At 72.5% G+C, this 17,119-nt stretch carries 18 protein-coding genes; 5 read left to right on the top strand and 13 right to left on the bottom strand.

Annotation, left to right across the window (positions count from 1 at the left end; all coding sequences use genetic code 11):
* Positions 1-55 precede the first annotated feature (55 nt).
* On the bottom strand, positions 56-1,921 hold the full coding sequence (locus ACFY04_RS05870) for a VWA domain-containing protein (RefSeq protein ID WP_389114379.1): 1,866 nt from the start codon (positions 1,919-1,921) through the stop codon (positions 56-58).
* Positions 1,922-2,230: 309 nt separating this feature from the next.
* Here ACFY04_RS05870 and ACFY04_RS05875 point away from each other — a divergent pair, with 309 nt between their 5' ends.
* The gene (locus ACFY04_RS05875; RefSeq protein ID WP_389114380.1) at positions 2,231-4,309 is read left to right on the top strand and encodes a PhoX family protein; all 2,079 of its coding nucleotides are present in this window, start codon (positions 2,231-2,233) and stop codon (positions 4,307-4,309) included.
* Between the two features lie 84 nt (positions 4,310-4,393).
* Here the strand turns inward: ACFY04_RS05875 and ACFY04_RS05880 are convergent, their stop codons facing one another.
* The 4 genes from ACFY04_RS05880 to ACFY04_RS05895 all read right to left on the bottom strand — a co-directional run bounded on the left by ACFY04_RS05880 (position 4,394) and on the right by ACFY04_RS05895 (position 9,356).
* Positions 4,394-5,674: an ATP-binding protein gene (locus ACFY04_RS05880; RefSeq protein WP_389114381.1), complete on the bottom strand. Its 1,281-nt coding sequence runs from the start codon at positions 5,672-5,674 to the stop codon at positions 4,394-4,396.
* The gene (locus ACFY04_RS05885) at positions 5,662-6,366 is read right to left on the bottom strand and encodes a hypothetical protein (RefSeq protein WP_389114382.1); all 705 of its coding nucleotides are present in this window, start codon (positions 6,364-6,366) and stop codon (positions 5,662-5,664) included. Before ACFY04_RS05885 ends, ACFY04_RS05880 begins: the two co-directional genes overlap by 13 nt.
* Positions 6,367-6,451: 85 nt before the next feature.
* Positions 6,452-8,446, bottom strand: a complete 1,995-nt coding sequence (locus ACFY04_RS05890) for an FUSC family protein (RefSeq protein ID WP_389114383.1) — start codon at positions 8,444-8,446, stop codon at positions 6,452-6,454.
* A gap of 82 nt (positions 8,447-8,528) precedes the next feature.
* Complete coding sequence (locus ACFY04_RS05895; protein WP_389114384.1) at positions 8,529-9,356, bottom strand: hypothetical protein; 828 nt, start codon at positions 9,354-9,356, stop codon at positions 8,529-8,531.
* Positions 9,357-9,481: 125 nt separating this feature from the next.
* On the opposite strand from ACFY04_RS05895, the gene ACFY04_RS05900 reads away from it, so the two are divergent.
* The 3 genes from ACFY04_RS05900 (at position 9,482) to ACFY04_RS05910 (ending at position 10,903) form a co-directional block, all read left to right on the top strand.
* On the top strand, positions 9,482-9,970 hold the full coding sequence (locus ACFY04_RS05900) for an RrF2 family transcriptional regulator (RefSeq protein ID WP_389114831.1): 489 nt from the start codon (positions 9,482-9,484) through the stop codon (positions 9,968-9,970).
* Positions 9,971-10,030: 60 nt separating this feature from the next.
* Positions 10,031-10,429: a RidA family protein gene (locus tag ACFY04_RS05905; RefSeq protein WP_389114385.1), complete on the top strand. Its 399-nt coding sequence runs from the start codon at positions 10,031-10,033 to the stop codon at positions 10,427-10,429.
* Positions 10,430-10,495: 66 nt separating this feature from the next.
* Positions 10,496-10,903 (top strand): hypothetical protein, encoded by a 408-nt coding sequence (locus ACFY04_RS05910; RefSeq protein ID WP_389114386.1) that lies wholly within the window; start codon positions 10,496-10,498, stop codon positions 10,901-10,903.
* Between the two features lie 69 nt (positions 10,904-10,972).
* Here the strand turns inward: ACFY04_RS05910 and ACFY04_RS05915 are convergent, their stop codons facing one another.
* From ACFY04_RS05915 to ACFY04_RS05940, 6 genes are all read right to left on the bottom strand, one after another.
* Positions 10,973-11,155: a hypothetical protein gene (locus tag ACFY04_RS05915; RefSeq protein ID WP_389114387.1), complete on the bottom strand. Its 183-nt coding sequence runs from the start codon at positions 11,153-11,155 to the stop codon at positions 10,973-10,975.
* Between the two features lie 57 nt (positions 11,156-11,212).
* Positions 11,213-11,599: a hypothetical protein gene (locus ACFY04_RS05920; RefSeq protein WP_389114388.1), complete on the bottom strand. Its 387-nt coding sequence runs from the start codon at positions 11,597-11,599 to the stop codon at positions 11,213-11,215.
* 114 nt (positions 11,600-11,713) lie between these two features.
* On the bottom strand, positions 11,714-12,313 hold the full coding sequence (locus ACFY04_RS05925) for a hypothetical protein (RefSeq protein WP_389114389.1): 600 nt from the start codon (positions 12,311-12,313) through the stop codon (positions 11,714-11,716).
* Between the two features lie 208 nt (positions 12,314-12,521).
* Positions 12,522-12,770 carry a hypothetical protein gene (locus ACFY04_RS05930; RefSeq protein WP_314242927.1) on the bottom strand — a complete coding sequence of 83 codons (249 nt, stop codon included), beginning with the start codon at positions 12,768-12,770 and terminating at the stop codon, positions 12,522-12,524.
* A 21-nt stretch (positions 12,771-12,791) separates the two neighbouring features.
* Entirely contained in the window at positions 12,792-13,559 is a 768-nt protein-coding gene (locus tag ACFY04_RS05935; RefSeq protein ID WP_389114390.1) for a CbtA family protein, read from the bottom strand.
* A 41-nt stretch (positions 13,560-13,600) separates the two neighbouring features.
* Entirely contained in the window at positions 13,601-13,816 is a 216-nt protein-coding gene (locus ACFY04_RS05940; RefSeq protein ID WP_389114391.1) for a CbtB domain-containing protein, read from the bottom strand.
* Between the two features lie 189 nt (positions 13,817-14,005).
* On the opposite strand from ACFY04_RS05940, the gene ACFY04_RS05945 reads away from it, so the two are divergent.
* On the top strand, positions 14,006-14,461 hold the full coding sequence (locus ACFY04_RS05945) for a histidine phosphatase family protein (RefSeq protein WP_389114392.1): 456 nt from the start codon (positions 14,006-14,008) through the stop codon (positions 14,459-14,461).
* Between the two features lie 75 nt (positions 14,462-14,536).
* Here ACFY04_RS05945 and pucL read toward each other — a convergent pair whose 3' ends face one another.
* Positions 14,537-15,454 (bottom strand): factor-independent urate hydroxylase, encoded by a 918-nt coding sequence (gene pucL, locus ACFY04_RS05950; RefSeq protein ID WP_389114393.1) that lies wholly within the window; start codon positions 15,452-15,454, stop codon positions 14,537-14,539.
* 282 nt (positions 15,455-15,736) lie between these two features.
* On the bottom strand, positions 15,737-17,086 hold the full coding sequence (locus ACFY04_RS05955) for an aspartate aminotransferase family protein (protein ID WP_389114394.1): 1,350 nt from the start codon (positions 17,084-17,086) through the stop codon (positions 15,737-15,739).
* Between the last annotated feature and the right edge of the window lie 33 nt (positions 17,087-17,119).

Raw genomic sequence — 17,119 nt, forward strand, 5'->3', positions numbered from 1 at the left:
CGGCGCCCCCCTCCTTGCCGGAGGGGGGCGCCGCCTTCGTGTTCCGCCCGACGTACTAGAACTGCTCCAGGATGCCCTTGACGAGGGCGGCGGAGGTCAGCTCGGTGGGGGCGGGGCCGGCGTGGAAGAAGCCGGCGTTCTCGGCGTCCAGCTTGCGCAGGAAGTCGAAGGCCTTGGCGTCGTGGTCGCCGAAGGCCACGAACTGCCAGTGGATGCCCGGAGCCGTGGTGGCGGCGTCGGCCAAGGCCTGGCGGGCGGGCTGGCGGTTGTCGGGGGCGCCGTCGGTCTGGAAGACGACCAGGGCCGGGCCCTCGCCGCCGTCCTTCTGGTAGCGCTCCACGACGGCCTCGACGGCCACGTGGTAGCTGGTGCGGCCCATCCGGCCGAGCTCGGCGTGGCGGGCCTCGACCCAGGCGGCGTCGTAGCCGTCGAGGGTCAGGTCGGCGGCGCCGTCCACGTCCGTGGAGAAGAACACGGTGTGCACGGTCGCCGCGTCGTCGAGGTGCGCGGCGAGGGCGAGGGCGTGGTCGGCGAGGTACTGGGCGCTGCCGTCCTTGTAGAACCCGCGCATCGACCCGGAGCGGTCCAGCACGAGGTAGACCTTGGCCCGCGCCCCGGCCTTCCCCTTGCCCCGCAGCACCTGCCCGGCGGCCTTGTAGGCCCCGGCGACCTCAGGAGCCCGCCGCTTGACGACGGCCAGCGCCTGCGCGGGAGCCTCCGCCCCGGCCGCGGGCTGCTCGGCCTCGGGCTCGTCCTGCCCGTCCGCCTCCGGCGCGGTGGCTTCGGCGGCAGCCGGCTCCGCCTCGGGCGCGGTCTCGGGCTCCGCCTCGGCGGCAGCCGGTGCCTCGGCCCCGGGCTCGTCCTGCGCCTCCGGCTCCGGTGCGGTGGCTTCGGCGGCTGCCGGCTCCGGCGCGGTCTCGGGCTCCGCCTCGGCGGGGGTGTCCGCCTCCGGCACGGCGGCCTCGGCGGCAGCCGGTGCCTCGGCCTCGGGCTGTTTCGCAGCGGCGGCGACCGGTTCCACGACGGAAGCGTCCTCCGCCTCCGGCTCGGCGGCCTCGGCGGCAGCCGGTGCCTCGGCCTCGGCCTGCTCCGCAGCGGGGGTGGCGTCCGCCTCCGGCGCGGCGGCTTCGGCGGCGGCGGCCGCGGCGACCTCGTCCTGCGCCTGCGGCGCTTCGACCTGGGTCGGCTCCGCCTCGGGCTCGGTGGTTTCGGCGGCGGCCTCGACTACCTCGGCCTCGGCCTGCTCCGCAGCGGGGGCGGTGTCCGCCTCCGGCGCGGTGGCTTCGGCGGCTGCCGGCTCCGCCTCCGGCGCGGTTTCAGGCTTCGCCTCGGCGGCGGCCGGTGCCTCGGCCTCGGGCTCGTCCTGCGCCTGGGGCGCCTCGGCCTCGGCCGGCTCCGCAGCAGCGGCGACCGGTTCCACCACGGAAGCGTCCTCCGCCTTCGGCTCGGCGGCCTCGGCGGCAGCCGGAGTCTCGGCCTCGGCCTCAGCCGCGGGCTCCTGCGCCTGCGGCGCTTCGGCCTCGGCAGTCGCCGGTTCCGCCTCCGGCGCGGTCTCGGCCTCGGCGGCAGCCGGGGTCTCCGTCTCGGCCCCGGGCTGCTTCGCAGCGGGGGCGGCAGCCGGCTCGGGCTGTTCCTGCGCCGGGGGTGCGGGGGTTTCTCCGCCGGGCTTCGCCGCAGGCGCACGGCGGGCTTCCGGGACCGTCGGGTCCGCCGCCGGGGCGGGGGCTGTGAGGACCGTGCCCGGTTCACGGTCGCGCGGGGTGGACTGCGGCGGAACCGTCGGGGTGTCGAAGGACGCCGCCACCAGTTCGGCGGCGACGTCCAGAGGGGTCCGTTCCGCCTGGTTCGGGACAGCGGCCGAAGGGGTGTCCGTAGTCTCCGGAACGGATTCCGCGGACCGTCCGAATACCTTGCGCAACAAGCTCCGAATACCCATGGGCCAGGCCTTTCGCATGTGTGCGTGCGTCATTTGTCCGTGCTGCGCGGATGATCCCTGCCCAGAGTGGACACGTAAGGTTATCGGCCGCCCGGCTGGATCTTCGGCAGGGGCGCCTTTCGTGGCGTCCGGCTCCCACACACCCGCACACGCTCCGTGAACTGCCGCTCCGACGTGCCGGGTTCACCGACCGTTCATCCCCGCGCCGCCGCTTCGGCGCAACCCGGGCCTAGCGTCGCGGCTGGATCGTACCGACGCGTTGTCGGCGCCCACGCAGCTACTCGGAGGACACTCGTGCGCAAGCTTCTGCCGTTCCTCGGCAACCCGCATGGGAGCGGCCGTTCCGCTCTCACCTGTCGTTACCGCTGTGGCGACGCATGCTTCCACGAGGTGCCGAACACAAGCGACAACGAGTACGTCGGCGATGTCATAGCCCGTGCCTACTCCCGTCGCGCGATGCTGCGTTCCGCCGCCGTCGTGACGGTCGCCACCGCGGCCGGTTCCGCCGTGGCGCTCAGCGGCTCCGGGCAGACCGCCAACGCCACCCCTTCCGCCGATGCCGCCGCGGGCAAGGGCGGCGAGGCCGCCCGCGGTCTGCGCTTCAAGGCCGTCGCGCCGAACACCGACGACAAGGTCACCATCCCCGAGGGCCACGAGCAGAACGTGGTGATCCGCTGGGGCGACCCGATCGTCAAGGGCGCCCCGGGCTTCAACCCCGACAAGCAGACGGCCGCCGCGCAGGCCGGTCAGTTCGGCTACAACAACGACTTCCTGAGCCTCCTCCCGCTCGGCGGCGACTACGAGCGCCAGCAGCTGCTCGTGGCCAACCACGAGTACACGGACGAGAACCTCATGTTCAAGGCGTACGACCCGGCCAACCCGACCCGCGAGCAGGTCGAGATCGCCTGGGCCGCGCACGGCCTGTCCGTGGTCGCCGTCCAGGAGGACCACCGCAGCGGCAAGCTGACCGCGATCAGCCGCCACCAGCTCAACCGCCGGCTGACCGCCACCAGCGAGTTCAGGCTGACGGGCCCGGCCGCGGGCAGCAGCCTGCTGAAGACCTCCGTCGACGCCACCGGCACCAAGGTGTTCGGCACGCTCAACAACTGCGCCGGCGGCACCACCCCGTGGGGCACCACCCTCCACGGCGAGGAGAACTTCAACCAGTACTTCGGCAACGCCGGCCAGGTCACCGAGCCCACCCAGGCCGCCCGCCTGAAGCGCTACGGCGTGACCGCCGGTGCCACCGAGCGCAAGTGGGAGCGGTTCGACAAGCGCTTCGACGTGGCGCAGGAGCCCAACGAGTCGCACCGCTTCGGCTGGGTCGTCGAGCTGGACCCGTACGACCCGAACTCGGTCCCGCGCAAGCGCACCGCGCTCGGCCGCTTCAAGCACGAGGCCGCGCAGCCCCGCCTGACCGAGGACGGCCGTCCGGTCGTCTACATGGGCGACGACGAGCGTTTCGACTACTTCTACAAGTTCGTCTCGTCGAAGCGGATGAAGAAGGGCAATTCGCGCGCCGCGAAGGAGCACAACCTCACGCTGCTCGACGAGGGCACCCTCTACGTCGCCAAGCTCACCGGTGACTCCCCGGCCGCCGAGCTCGACGGCACCGGCAAGCTCCCCTCCGACGGCGAGTTCGACGGCTCCGGCGTGTGGATCAAGCTGGCCACCGGCAATGTCTCGCACGTCGAGGGCATGACCGCCGAGGAGGTGTACGTCTTCACGCGCCAGGCCGCCGACAAGGTGGGCGCCACGAAGATGGACCGCCCCGAGGACGTCGAGCCCTCCCCGCGCACCGGTCGCGTCTACATCGCGCTGACCAACAACACCGACCGCGGCAAGCCGGGCAAGGAAGGCGCCACCGAGGCCAACCCGCGCAACCTGAACAAGCACGGCCAGATCCTGGAGCTCGCCGAGAACTTCGACGACCCGGCGGGCGACGGTTTCGCCTGGCGGCTCTTCCTGGTCGCCGGTGACCCGAACGACCCGGCGACCTACTTCGCGGGCTTCCCCAAGGACAAGGTCAGCCCGATCTCCTGCCCGGACAACGTGGCCTTCGACCCGCACGGCAACCTGTGGATCTCCACGGACGGCAACCAGCTCGGCTCCCACGACGGCCTGTTCGGTGTCGCGACGGCCGGTGAGCGCCGCGGTGAGCTGAAGCAGTTCCTGACCGTTCCGCGCGGCGCCGAGACCTGCGGCCCGCTCATCCAGGACAAGCGCGTCCTGGTCTCCGTCCAGCACCCGGGCGAGATCGACGGCGCGTCCGTCGAGAAGCCGCAGTCGGTGTGGCCCGACGGCCCCGGCAAGATCGTCCGCCCGGCGGTCGTGTCCGTCTGGCGCAAGGACGGCCGCAACATCGGCGTCTGACCGGACCAGTTGGCCCAAGGGGCGTGTTTCACGTGAAACACGCCCTTAGGGGACCGCTGAACCCGCTCAAGCCGGTCAATTCCCCTACGGCACCCTGCCGACGGGGAGGCGGAGCGTCGTCACCGCGCCCCCGTCGGGCGCGTTGGCGAAGCCCACCACGATCTCCAGCACGGCCGCCTGTCCCATCACGATCGTGAGTCCCAGGCCGTGACCGCGCCCGCGTCCCGGGTCCCCGGTGCGGAACCGCTGCGGGCCCTGCTCGATCAGCTCGGGCGGGTAGCCCGGCCCGTGGTCGCGGACCACCACCACCGGCCCCTCCACGGTCACCTCGACGGGCGGCCTGCCGTGCTTGCCGGCGTTGACCAGCAGGTTGGCCAGGATCCGGTCCAGCCGCCGCCGGTCGGTGACCACCACCATGTCCTGGACCACCCGTACCGAAGCGGACGGCCCGGCCTCCGGCCCGGCCCCGCCCCCGCCGGCGACCGCGGCGGCCGCCCGCTCCACCGCCCGGCCGAGCTCCACCCGGGCGAGGTCGGCCCGTTCGACGCCCGAGTCCAGCCGGGAGATCTCCAGCAGGTCCTCGGTCAGCAGGTGCAGGGCCTTCAGCCGGTTGTTGATCATTTCCTTGGGGCGGCCCTCGGGCAGCAGCGCCGCCGCGGCCAGCGAACCGGTGAGCGGGGTGCGCAGCTCGTGCGCGACATCCGCCGTGAAGCGCTTCTCCGCCTCCAGCCGGCCCTGGAGCGAGCTCGCCATCGAGTCCAGCGCGTGCGCCACGTCCTGGACCTCGTCGCGGGAGCGGCCCGGTCCCGGATCGTCCCCCTCGGCATGGAGGTTCACCCGGGCGTCCAGGTCGCCGGCGCTGATCCGGCGGGCCACGGCGGCCGTGGCCGCGAGCCGCCGGCTGATCCGGCCGGCGAGGAACAGGCCGGCCAGTGCCACCAGCCCGGCCGCGAGGATCGCGGAGGCGAGGATCGCGGTGTCGATGTGCCGCAGCCGTTCGCGGGTGCTCCCGAAGGGCAGCCAGACCGCGAGGGCCTTGCCGTCGGCGGGTCCGGCCGCCCACATGACGGGCTTTCCCCCCTGTTCGCCGACGATGCTGCCGGTCTGGCCGCTCGCGACGAGCTCGCGCAGTCGCCTGGGAAGGCCGGGCGGGTCGAACACGGCGTTCACGTCGCCGTGCGCGGTGCCGTACTCGTAGTGGCCCAGCGCGTGGTCCAGCTCGCCGGCGGCGGACTTGCGGACCTCCCCGACCATCTGTCGGGCGACCACGTTGTGCACCAGGATGCCCAGCGCGGCGGCGACCATGCAGCACACCATGGTGGTGGTCAGTGCGATCTTCCAGCGCAGGCTGCTCAGCGCGCGCATCGCGACCCGTCCCCGCGCGACGGGTTCCGGGTGAGCCCCGGGCAGTCGTCGAGGGTGAGCTGGGACAGGTTCATGATCCCGGCCTTCGGGTCCCACACGTAGTCGGAGACGGCCACGTAGCCGGGGTTCGTCGTGGGCTCGCGGACCGCCAGGTGCTCGGCGGCCACCTCCACGCCCTCCAGCACCGCGCGCCGGGACAGGATCCGGGCGATGTTCCCGTCGTCCTGGACGGTGTAGACGCGCAGCTCGCTGACCCGGCCGTCGACGTCCAGGGCGGTGATGAGCTCCTCCCGGCCGTTGCCCGTCAGGTCGTGCAGGACCGCGGGGCGCACCGGGCAGTCGGGCCCGCCGTCCACAGCCTGTGTGCAGAGCGCGAGCCGCTGGACGGCGCGCGGGTCGACGAGCCGGCCGGTCCCGCCGTCCTGCTCGGCGGCGGAGGTGATGTCGGCGCGTACGACGGACAGGGCGTCCACCCCGCGCATGCTCAGGGGGGCCACCTTGGGCAGTCCGGGGACCACGGCGGCCGTGCCCGGTTTCTGGTCCGGGGCGGGCGGGTCGGGACGGATGTCCTTCCACAGGGTCTTCGGGGCGTGCACCGTGCCGAGGTCGCCCTCGCTCTGCAGTCCCTCCACATCGGCGCACCCCGCCAGAAGTACGGCGAGGACCATCACGGCAGGGACGACGCGGCGCATGCTCCGATGCTGCCCCGTCCGCCCCCGCCCGGCCCGGGAGGCGACCCATTCGGGGGACACCGGTCCCGGGCGGGGCGGCGGCGGGTCAGGACTCCGGCCGGGCGATGGCCAGGGCCGCCGCGATCTCCTGGTGGACCGGGGCCAGCACGCTCGTGGCCTCGCCCGGCGGCCCCGCGTCGACCCGTACCGGGACGCTGCTGCTGCGGACTCGCACGGCCAGCTCGCGAAGCTGCCGCGCGATCGACTCGACCTCGTCGGCGGGGGGCGGGGCCGCGCCGTGGTTGACCCGGACCCGCGCGGCGGTGGTCGCGTCCACGATCCGTTCGACGGCGACCACCAGCGGCCACCAGGCGGCGGCCCGCGCCCCGGTCGGCGGCGGCTCGGTCAGCGCCCGCTGGAACTCGCTGCGTACGCCCGACAGGTCCCGGTAGATGCGCCGCCGGGCCTGGAGGCGGGCGGTCCGTGCCGCGGCGAACGCTGCCTCGTCGGCGACCGGGGCGAAGGCCCGTTCCACGTAGCGGGCGGCGTCGTCCACGGTGTCGGCGAGCCGGTCCCCGATCCGGGTGTGCCAGCTCTCGGGCCACAGCAGGTACCCGAAGACGAGGGTGATGGCGCAGCCGATCAGGCTGTCCACCAGCCGGGGGCGGATCAGGTCGAAGCCCTGGTGGTTGAGCAGGTCCGAGAGGAGCAGGATCACCGGGGTGATCGCGGCGGTCTGGAAGGCGTACCCCTTGGCGGAGAAGGCCGGGATCAGCCCGGCCAGCACCACCATCACCGGGACGTCCCACCAGCCGCGCGGCACCTCGGAGAGCACGGCTGCCGCGATGACCAGCCCGCCCGCGGTGCCGAGCGCGCGCAGTACGGCCCGGGAGAACACCGAGCCGAAGTCGGGCTTGAGGACGAAGGTGACGGTCAGCGCGACCCAGTAGGACCGCTCGAACTCGATTACCGATACGAGGGACTGTGCGATCCCGATGCACAGCGCGAGCCGCAGCCCGTACCGCCAGGAGGCCCGGGACAGCACCATGTCGCGTACCGCCCGCCGGGCCCGCACCCGCAGGGCGGCGGGCCGGCCGAGCCGGTCGTCCACGTTGTCCAGGTCCGGCCGGGCGATGTACACGATCTTCGCGGCATGGCGCAGGGCCGCGTCGACGGCCCGTTCGGCCGGGGTGTGCGCGGCGGGCAGCTCCAGTACGGGCGTTCCGGTGCGGCCCTCCTCGACGGCGTCGGCCAGTTCCCGTACGGCCGCCGGGATCTCGGGGGGCAGCGGCCGGCCGCGCAGGTGTGCGGCGGGCGCGGCCTCCACCAGCGGGATCACCACGTTGAGCTGGGCCAGCAGCCGCACCAGCGAGGGGCTGCGCCCGTGCACCCGGGCCCGGCGGCCGAGCACGAGGTCGTAGGCGTGGTTGATGGCCTGGGTGACCTGCTGCCGGCGTTCGTCGTAGAGGGCGCCGGGTCCGCCGGCGGCCTCCAGGGCGTCGGCCAGGGCCCGGTAGGTGTCGGCCACGGCGGTGCGCTCCGGCTGCCGGCGGCGCAGCGGCCAGCCCAGCAGGGTCAGCGCGAGGACGAACAGCCCGCCCGCGGTCAGCAGCAGCGGGGCCGTCCACCAGGGCTCGGGCAGCGGCAGTCCGGCGCCGATCACGGCGTTGAGCAGGAGCAGCAGTCCGGACACGGAGGCCACGGTGCCGATGGAGGAGATCATCCCGGAGACGAGGGCGATGAGGGTGAGCGCTCCGACGGCCAGCCAGCCGTGCCCGTAGACCAGGGTGCCCAGCGTCACTCCGACGGCGCCGAAGAGCTGGGGGACGGCGATGTTCAGGATGCGCATCCGGTAGGCGTCGGCGGTGTCGCCTATGACTCCGGCGAGGGCGCCCATGGAGGCGAGCGCGCCGTATTCGGGTTCGTCGAGTGCGAAGCCGACGGCGAGCGGGACGGACATCGCGACCGAGGCCCGGGCCACGGCGGCCCACGGGATCGGTGCGGCACTGGGCTTCAGCCCGTTGAGCAGCCAGGAAGGCGGAGCCAGCGGATGGTGCCGGGCTCGCCGCGACGCTATGTGTTCGGTGCGTTCGGTGCTCATTCCCGCTTCCGTGCCCGCCGCTCGCGAATCGGTTCTTCTGTGATCTTCTGCGTGGTTCTGCGTGTGTTGGTACCTTCCGAGCTTATGGGGTGCGGCGTAGTCGGCCCATCACCCATGCGGCAAGTGCGGCGGTGAGCCCGATCACCAGCACCACCCAGGCGGTGGTGCGCAGGTACGCGGTGAGGGCGTCGTACACCGCCCCGGCGGCGGGCCGGTCGATGTCGGCGGGCAGATCGTCCAGGGTGAGCCGGCGGCACACGTCCACCGCGAGCCACAGCAGCCCGGCCCCGACCGCCAGCCCCACTCCGGTGGCCAGCACGGCGCGCCGCCGGTGGACGGCGACGGCGATGGCCGCCGCGGCCAGGACCACGGTCAGTACGGGGAGCCAGACACCGGCCACTTCGAGCATGTGGAAGCCCTTCCGGAGCGCGCCGAGGTTGTCGTACTCCATGACCTTCACGGTCAGGTGGGTCACCGGGATGCGGTCGGCGAAGGGCACGTCGTCGGCGACGAGGTCGCCCCTGACCTGGGCGATGACGGGTGCGAGGTCGATGGTGAGGGCGTCACCGTGGCCGGTGGTGAGGGCGTCGAGGAACGCGGCGTGGGCGGCGCGGTTGGCCGCGTCCCAGGCGGTCCGGTAGGCGGAGGTGCCGGCGAAGGACTGCAGGGCCTCACCGAGCAGGGTGTCCACGCCGATCTGGAAGGGGCCCGCGTCGATCTGGCCGGCGAGGGCGCGGGTGACCTGGGTGACGACGACCTCCTGCACCTTCGCGTTCTCGGCGAGGGGGGACATGGCGGCGGTGTACCGGTCGGCATTGCCCAGTTCGCGGTCGGCCCAGTACGCGACGGCACTCGCGGGCACCAGAAGGGCCACGAGCACGATGAGTACCGTCGACAGGATGGTGCGCACGTCACCAGGGAAAGCGGACACGGGGCCGGGCGCGAGCGGTGTTGCTGCGGGTGGGTGGTGGGCCGTCGCGCGGCGTGGCACCCTTGCGGCACATATCCTGGACATTTAATATCCAGGATATGAAGATGAGCGAGGGCGTCGAGTGGGCGCTGCACACCTGCGTCAACCTGGCCTGGAGCGGTCCGGACCGGGCCGTGTCGGCGGCGCGTCTGGCCGCGTGGCACGACCTGCCCGCGGCCTACCTCAACAAGCAGCTCCAGGCGCTGGCCCGGGCGGGCATCGTCACGTCCACCCCCGGCCCCCGGGGCGGCTTCCGGCTGGCCCGCCCGCTCGACGCCATCTCGCTCATGGACGTGGTCGCCGCCGTCGAGGGGCCCGAGGAGGCCTTCCGGTGCGCGGAGATCCGGCAGCAGGGGCCCGGCGCCGGCGAACCGGCGGACTCCGCCCCGCAGAGGGACGCCGCCGACTGCGCCATCGCGCACGCCATGACCCGGGCCGAACTGGCCTGGCGCAGGGCGCTGGCGGCCCAGAACCTCGACGAGATCCGGCAGCAGGCCGAACGGCAGGCCCCGCAGGCCCCCGGGCGGTTCCGCGCCTGGCTCGCCGCGCGGTAGCCACACCACGGAGCACCGCACCGCACGTACGGAAACGGAAACGGAAAAAGGGAGCTCGGCATGACGCGCAGCATCATCAACCCGGCAGGACTCCACACCCCGACCGGCTACGGCTACAGCCACATCGTCTCCGCACCCGGCGAGCAGGTGTTCATAGCCGGCCAGTACGGCTCCGACGAGCACGGCCACGTCGTCTCCGAGGACTTCGCCGACCAGGTCGAGCGGGCCTTCGCCAACCTCCGGACCGCCCTCGCGGCCGTCGGCCTCGGTCCCTCCGACGTGGTCCGCATCGGCACCTACATCGTCGGACACGACCAGCGGAAGCTGGAGGTTCTTCTGGGGCAGCTGCACGCCACCTGGGGGACCGAACTGCCCGCCCAGACCCTGATCGGCGTCGCCGCGCTGGCCCTGCCCGACATGCTCTTCGAGATCGACGCGGTGGCCGTGCGCACGCCCTGACCGCTGATCCACTTGCCGCCCGGGGGCGGCGGGTGTGCCCTGGATGATGGGAGAGAGGAGCCCGTCATGGCACATGCGGCACCCACCGCCTTCGGGCGGCAGCGCAGGCAGACGGCGAGCAAGACCCACCTGCACAAGAGCGCGTTCGTGGGGCCTGTGCTCCTCGGACTCGTCTACGGATTCTGGGCCGCTTTCATCGAGCGCCAGGCGGGTCCGGTGACCACGGCCAACGTCTTCTACGGGATCCTGTGCGGCGTGATTTTCGCAGGGATCATGTTCGGCCTGGCCAGGGTCGGTCCCCGGATGATGCGCGAGGTCCACGCCGCCGCCTACGGAGCCTTCGGCGGCATCGCGGCGGGCTATCTGCACAGCCTCACCGGTCAGTCGATCCTCAAGGCCGTGGTGGTGGGCCTCGCCGTCGCCGCGGGCGTCGGTGCGGCGGCGTTCTACCGCTACTACACGCACGAGGACTGAGCCGGTCGCGCGGCCGGGACGGACAGGAGCGCCGGTACCCCCGGCGCTCCTGGCGCGTCCGCGCGGTCCCTACGCGGCCGAATCCGCAGGGGCGGCCGGCTGCGGTTCGCTCTCGGCCTCGACGGCCGTGGCCGTGGCTGCGGCCGTGGTCTTCGGTGACGCGGGCGGCTCGGTCTGCCGGACCGGCGGGGAGAACCGGGTGACCTCGGCGCGGAGCATGGCGTTCAGTGCGGCGTACGGGTCGATGGGCATGGCGGAACCTCACGGTGCTCAGGGGGGTGTGGGGGCTGCGTTCGGACCTCGGTCCGCTCAGCAGCGCAGCACCACACTCCGCACCGCCCGCCGGGGCAGGGCCGGTTCGGCCGTGTCCGTGGCGGGCCCGCACGCCGGGGCGGCCGGGTGTTCCACGTGAAACACCGAGAGGGGTGACCGCCGTACGCCGGGCAGTCCGCGCGTGATCGTCCGTACGGCCGCCCGCGCCTCGGGATCAGGGGCCGGATCGGACTGGCCCTCGCCGGGCTCGGGGGACTCGGCGGGGGCGCCCGGCCCGGCGGGCACGGCGGGCGCGGTGGACGCGGGGCGGATCTCGGCGGCTTCGGCGCCGGCCGGACCGGCGCCGAAGACGCACAGCAGCACGACACAGGCCACGGTCAGAGCCCTGGCCAGTGCCGAACGCGTGTGGTGCCTCCCGCTCATGCGAGGGGTGTGCCCCGCCACGCCGAACGACTCCCGGGCGGACCCCAAGAAGCCCCCGACCGGGGGACGAAGACACCCCCCTCGGCTGACAGGCCGCCGCCCGGCCCGCCCGTCTCAGCGGGTGCGGCGCTGCCCGGTCAGCCGGGCCAGCACGGCGGTCTCGCCGCCGACCAGCCGCAGTTGGGCCCGGCCGGGCGCGCTCTCGTGGCCGGAGGCCCTGCCGGGTGAGATCCGTACGACGGTGAACACGGCCGTACGGCTGTCCGCGCGGGGGATCTCGATGATCCGGCCCCGACGCAACTCGCCGAGGCGAAGCCCTTCCACCGTCATCACCGCGGTCCCGGCCGCACCCGGCGCCGGACCCCCGGTGTCCCAGGCGACCGCCTCCCGGCCGCCGGTCAGCGGTACGTCCACGCCCAGGCTCGGAATGCGCAACCGCAGCGGTCGCGCGGCCCGAAGGGGTCCGGTGACCGCCCGGAGCGGTCCGGGGGCGGTCCTCGGCGACCGGGCCCCCGTGCCGGGGGTGTGCTCGCCGGACTGCTCCAGCTCCCGCACCAGACGGCGATGGCCGGACAGCCCCAACGCCCGCGAGGGCAGCGCGTCGTCGGTGGCCACGGCCGCGGGCCGGGCACCCTCGGTCCGTTGCAACACCGCGATGCCGGTGGACAGCAGAACCACCGTCAGCGAAGCGACGGCCCACTTGGCGCGGGGCATGGGATTCCCTCCTGTCCGGCTCGGACGGCCGGGTCATGTGAGCAGTGGACACCTCCTCTGCCCATCGGTACCCCGTGCAACACGGTGGACTGACATGGCGTCACGGGCGTGTCGTCGCCCGATCGGGGAGTCTTCGCAGTTCGCGAAGGGTCCACCCGCCGGATGCCGGGGGTGGTGCCCATGCGCCCGAACGGGTGAGAGGTGTCCTCTAGCCCCACATGACGAAGGCGGCCGCGCCCGCGCCCATCAGCGCGCCGGCCAGGTGCATGGCCGGGTGGCCGTAGTCGCCGTACCAGAGGTGGCGGGCCAGGCCGCCCAGTGCGGCCAGCGCGGCGATGATCCCGATCTGGCCGAAGAGCGTGACGGCGCAGCAGGGGGCCAGGAGCAGCAGGAACGAGTTCAGCCAGAACGGGGCCGCGCCCGTCCAGCCCCGCCATTGCCTGATCGCCGTCGCCATGTACTACCGGCCCCCTCGTGCTCAACTCGTCGGCTGCACAGCCTCCTTGGGTGCGGAGGCGGGCGCAAGGGCTCGTTCGGCTAGATAATCGAAAGCCAGGCCGAAAGTCGTCCACAGTGCCGTCTGGATGGCCAGGGACGCGAGGCGGAACTCCCAGATCAGCGTGGCGGGGAAGTCCGCCGGGACCTCGTCGATGCCGGGCAGCAGGGCGTACGAGAGGCCGATGACCAGGGCGAAGGCCGCGCCGGCGATGACCGATGCGTTCCAGTTGCCGAGCTTCGGCGCGAGCCGTCGCCCGAGGATCAGCGCGCCGGCCGCCAGCAGCACGCTCAGGGCGATCATCAGGAGGTAGAGGGCGGTCCGCCGGGCGGCGGTCCCGGGATCGCCCACGGCGGGGGGATTGGCGGGGTACTTGAAGAACGGCACCAGTGTCACGGTGACGTACAGACCCCCGGTGACCAGTGCGGCCGTGGCCCGCGGGCCGAAGCGGCCGATGCGGCCCAGGGCGAAGCAGTAGACGAGCGCGGCGATGCCGCCGAGCGCCACCGCGTAGAGCAGGACGCCGGTGCCGAGCCCGGCCGTGGCCTGGAGGGCCCGGCTGACCGGCGCGTCCTCGCCGTGGTCGTGACCGGCCGCGGCGGCTTCTTCGATGGCGATCGCCGCGTCCACCTTGGACTCACCGAGGAGGTAGGCGACGAGGAAGGCGGCCACGCCGGCCAGCAGGCCGGCGAGCATGCCGCGGACGAGCAGGGTGCGGGGGGAGACCCCACCCGGAGAAGTGGAAGTCATCGTTCTGTTCCCTTGCTGGACGTCGGTCGGTGGCAGGGGAATCAGTGGCAGGGGAACCCGAGCAGGTGGCGGCCGTCGTGCAGCCACTCGTGGATGGTCTCCCCTTCGAAGACCGAGGTGGCGCCCTGCTCGGCGCCGACGAAGTACAGCAGGACGAGCATGAGGATGCCGGCGAACACGGCCCAGGGGGCCAGCGCGGACAGCGAGATGGGGGCGATCACGGGTGAGTTCGTCGTGGGCACGGCGGAGTGGGCCATGGCAGAACCTCCAGAGGGAACACGCGTCCCGGTCAGTGGTGCTCGCTACGACGGTGGCGGGTCTGACTTCCCTCCCCCTCCGGGAGGTTTCACAGTGGCGCGACCGTGCCGGATTCTCACCGGTGCTTCCGTCGTTCCGTCGTAAGTCAATTGAACCATTTGCGACCGTACCGCGCTTACGCTCCCCTTATGAAGACCCCGTTGGTACGAGTTCGACTGGTCAGCTTCCCTCTGGACGCAGCCGCCCGCCTGGGCCGCTTCGGTCACGCCCGGCCGTGCCCGGGCCGCGAGGGGCTGCGCGGTCTGGCCACGGGTGAGTGGGCCGGGCGCACCCTGGACGAGGTGGCGGGCCGGGATCCGGCGGCCGTGCACGCCTGGCTGTCGGATCCCGCGTACGCGCCACCGGGCGGGGAGTCCGTGGACGCGCTGATCGCCCGCGTCGGGGCGGAACTGGCGGGCCTGGCCGAGGGTACGCACCGGGTGGTGGTCGAGCAGGCGGTCGTCCGGGCGGCCGTGGTGCACGCCCTGGAGCTGCCCGCGGCGGCCTTCTGGCGGCTCGACGTACGGCCGGAGTCGGTGACCACCCTCACCGGGCGGGCGGGGCGCTGGAACCTCCTGGTCGGACAGCCGCAGGACGAGCCGTAGCCCGTAGCGGGTGGTGAAACGGTTCGGCCCGGACCCCGCGACGCGGTCCGGGCCGAACAGTCACTCACCTGCGTGTCACGCGACGATCCAGTCGGACGTCGCGATCACCGGATGCACGCCGTCGCGGTGGATGGTGCCCTCGATCAGGCCGTACATCCGGTCCGCCGCGAAGTAGACCTCGTTGTCGTTCTTGAGGCCGAAGGGCTCCAGGTCGACGAGGAAGTGGTGCTTGTTGGGGAGGTTGAGGCGCACCTCGTTGACCTTGGCGCAGTTGTCGAGCACCCGCTCGGCCATCTGGTTCAGGGTCTGCTGCAGCGAGTACGAGTACGTCTCCGCGAAGGCTTCCAGCAGGTTCTTGCGGACCTTCTTGTACGCCTGGTCCCAGTCGTACCCGGCGTCGTCGGCGGCCAGCGCCGAGTGCGCCCAGCGCGCGGTGACCTTGGTCGCCAGGATGCGGTCGTACGCCTCCTGCAGGGTCGTGTACTTGTCCTTGATGTAGCCGTGGAACTCGGAGTTCGTCGAGTTCATCACCGTCAGGTCCTTCAGACCCGAGATGACCTGCAGGCCGGTCGTCTCGCTGTAGGTGATCTGAGCGGTGCGCACCTCCTGGCCCTTGCGGACGAAGGAGTGCTGCTCCTTGCGCGTGGGGACCGGGATGCGGTCCCACACGTACTCCTCGATGCGGATCTGGGCTTCGCGGATGGGCTGCTGCGAGGAGACGAAGTGCTTGGCGAGCAGGATGCCGAAGGCCTCGGGGGAGTCGATGCCGTGCTCCTTGCCGAAGGCGTACACCGTGTTCTTGGTGGTGTCGGTCGGCAGGCAGTTGGCGTTGTCGCCGGTGAGGTGGACATCGCGGAATTCACCGCGGAGCGCGACCGAGACGTTGAGGTCGCGGATCTCGTGCCAGGAACCGTCGCCGCCCTTGCGGGTGACCTTCACGATGCGGTTCTCGGCCTTGCCGTACTGGTTCTGGGCCAGGACGTGCTTGCTCATGCTGTCTTCCTTCGGGTACTCGGGAACACGGAGTCCGGTCGTCTGGATCCCGTACGCCCGGCGTCCAGCGCCCGCCCGGATCAAGGACGTCCCGCTCCCCGCCGTTCGGCCCCTCACCGAGGGACCGCCCCGGGCCTGACGTGCATCCCGGTTCGTAGGTGCTTGGCCTGTTGTGTGTCTTACGGCCTGCACGGATTGCAGCATGTGTACGGGGGGTTGATCCCCGTACAAATCCTCCGAACACCAGCACCCACGCCTTGGGCGACCCCACAGATCCGCAGGTCAGGCGGTGTGCGCATCCGCCACCGAGAGGGCCTCGTCGAGGATCTCCAGCCCCTTGGCCACGTCCTGCGGTGAGATGTTGCACGGCGGCGCGATGTGGATGCGGTTACCCGCGATGAGCGGCCAGAGCCCGCCCTTCCTGCACGCGGCCCCGAACTCGGCCATCGGGGCGTTCTCCGCACCCGCCGCGTTGTACGGGACCAGCGGCTCGCGGGTCTCCTTGCTCCGGACGAGCTCCAGGGCCCAGAAGGTGCCGAGTCCGCGGACCTCCCCGACCGAGGGGTGCCGCCCGGCGAGCGCGCGCAGGCCGGGGCCGAGCAGCTCCGCACCCGTACGGGCGGACTGCTCGACGATGCCCTCCTCCTCCATGACGTTGATCGTCGCGACGGCGGCCGCGCAGGCCAGCACGTGCCCGGAGTACGTCAGCCCGCCCGGGTAGGGCCGACGGGCGAAGGTCTCGGCGATGGCGGCCGAGATGGCGACCCCGCCGAGCGGGAGGTATCCGCTGGTCACGCCCTTGGCGAAGCAGATCAGGTCGGGGGTCACGTCCCAGTGCTCGGAGGCGAACCACCGACCGGTGCGCCCGAAGCCGACCATGATCTCGTCCAGGACGAAGACGATGCCGAAGCGGTCGCACAGCGCGCGTACGCCGGCCAGGTAGCCGTCCGGGTGCACGAGCACACCCGGCGCGCCGCCGACGGTCTCCAGGATGATCGCGGCGATGGACTGCGGCCCCTCGAAGACGATGGTGTCCTCCAGGTGGCGCAGGGCCCGCTCGCACTCCTCGGCCTCGGTGGCCGCGTAGAAGGGCGAGCGGTAGGCGAACGGCCCCCAGAAGTGCACGACACCGGCGGTCGCGGAGTCGTTGCCGAAGCGGCGGGCGTCGCCCGTCAGGTTGATCGCGGTGGAGGTGGCGCCGTGGTACGAGCGGTACGCGGACAGCACCTTGGGCCGGCCGGTGTGCAGCCGGGCCATGCGGACGGCGTTCTCCACGGCCTCGGCACCGGCATTGGTGAAGAAGATCTTGTCGAGGTCGCCGGGGGTGCGCTCGGCGATCAGCCGGGCCGCCTCGGAGCGCACGTCGACGGCGAAGCCGGGCGCGACGGTGCACAGCTTGGCCGCCTGCTCCTGGATGGCCGCGGTGACCTTCGGGTGCTGGTAGCCGATGTTCGTGTAGACGAGGGCGCTGGAGAAGTCGAGGAAGCGGTTGCCCTGGTAGTCCCAGAAGTACGAGCCCTCCGCGCCGGCCACGGCGAGCGGGTCGATGAGCTCCTGCGCCGACCAGGAGTGGAAGACATGCTTCCGGTCAGCGTCTTTCACGGCGGCGAGGGCGTCGGCTTCTGCGTTCATGAAACGAGCGTAGTTGTCCAGGATGTGGACCGG

This window comes from Streptomyces sp. NPDC001549 (assembly GCF_042894025.1).
Lineage (GTDB): Bacteria > Actinomycetota > Actinomycetes > Streptomycetales > Streptomycetaceae > Streptomyces > Streptomyces kutzneri.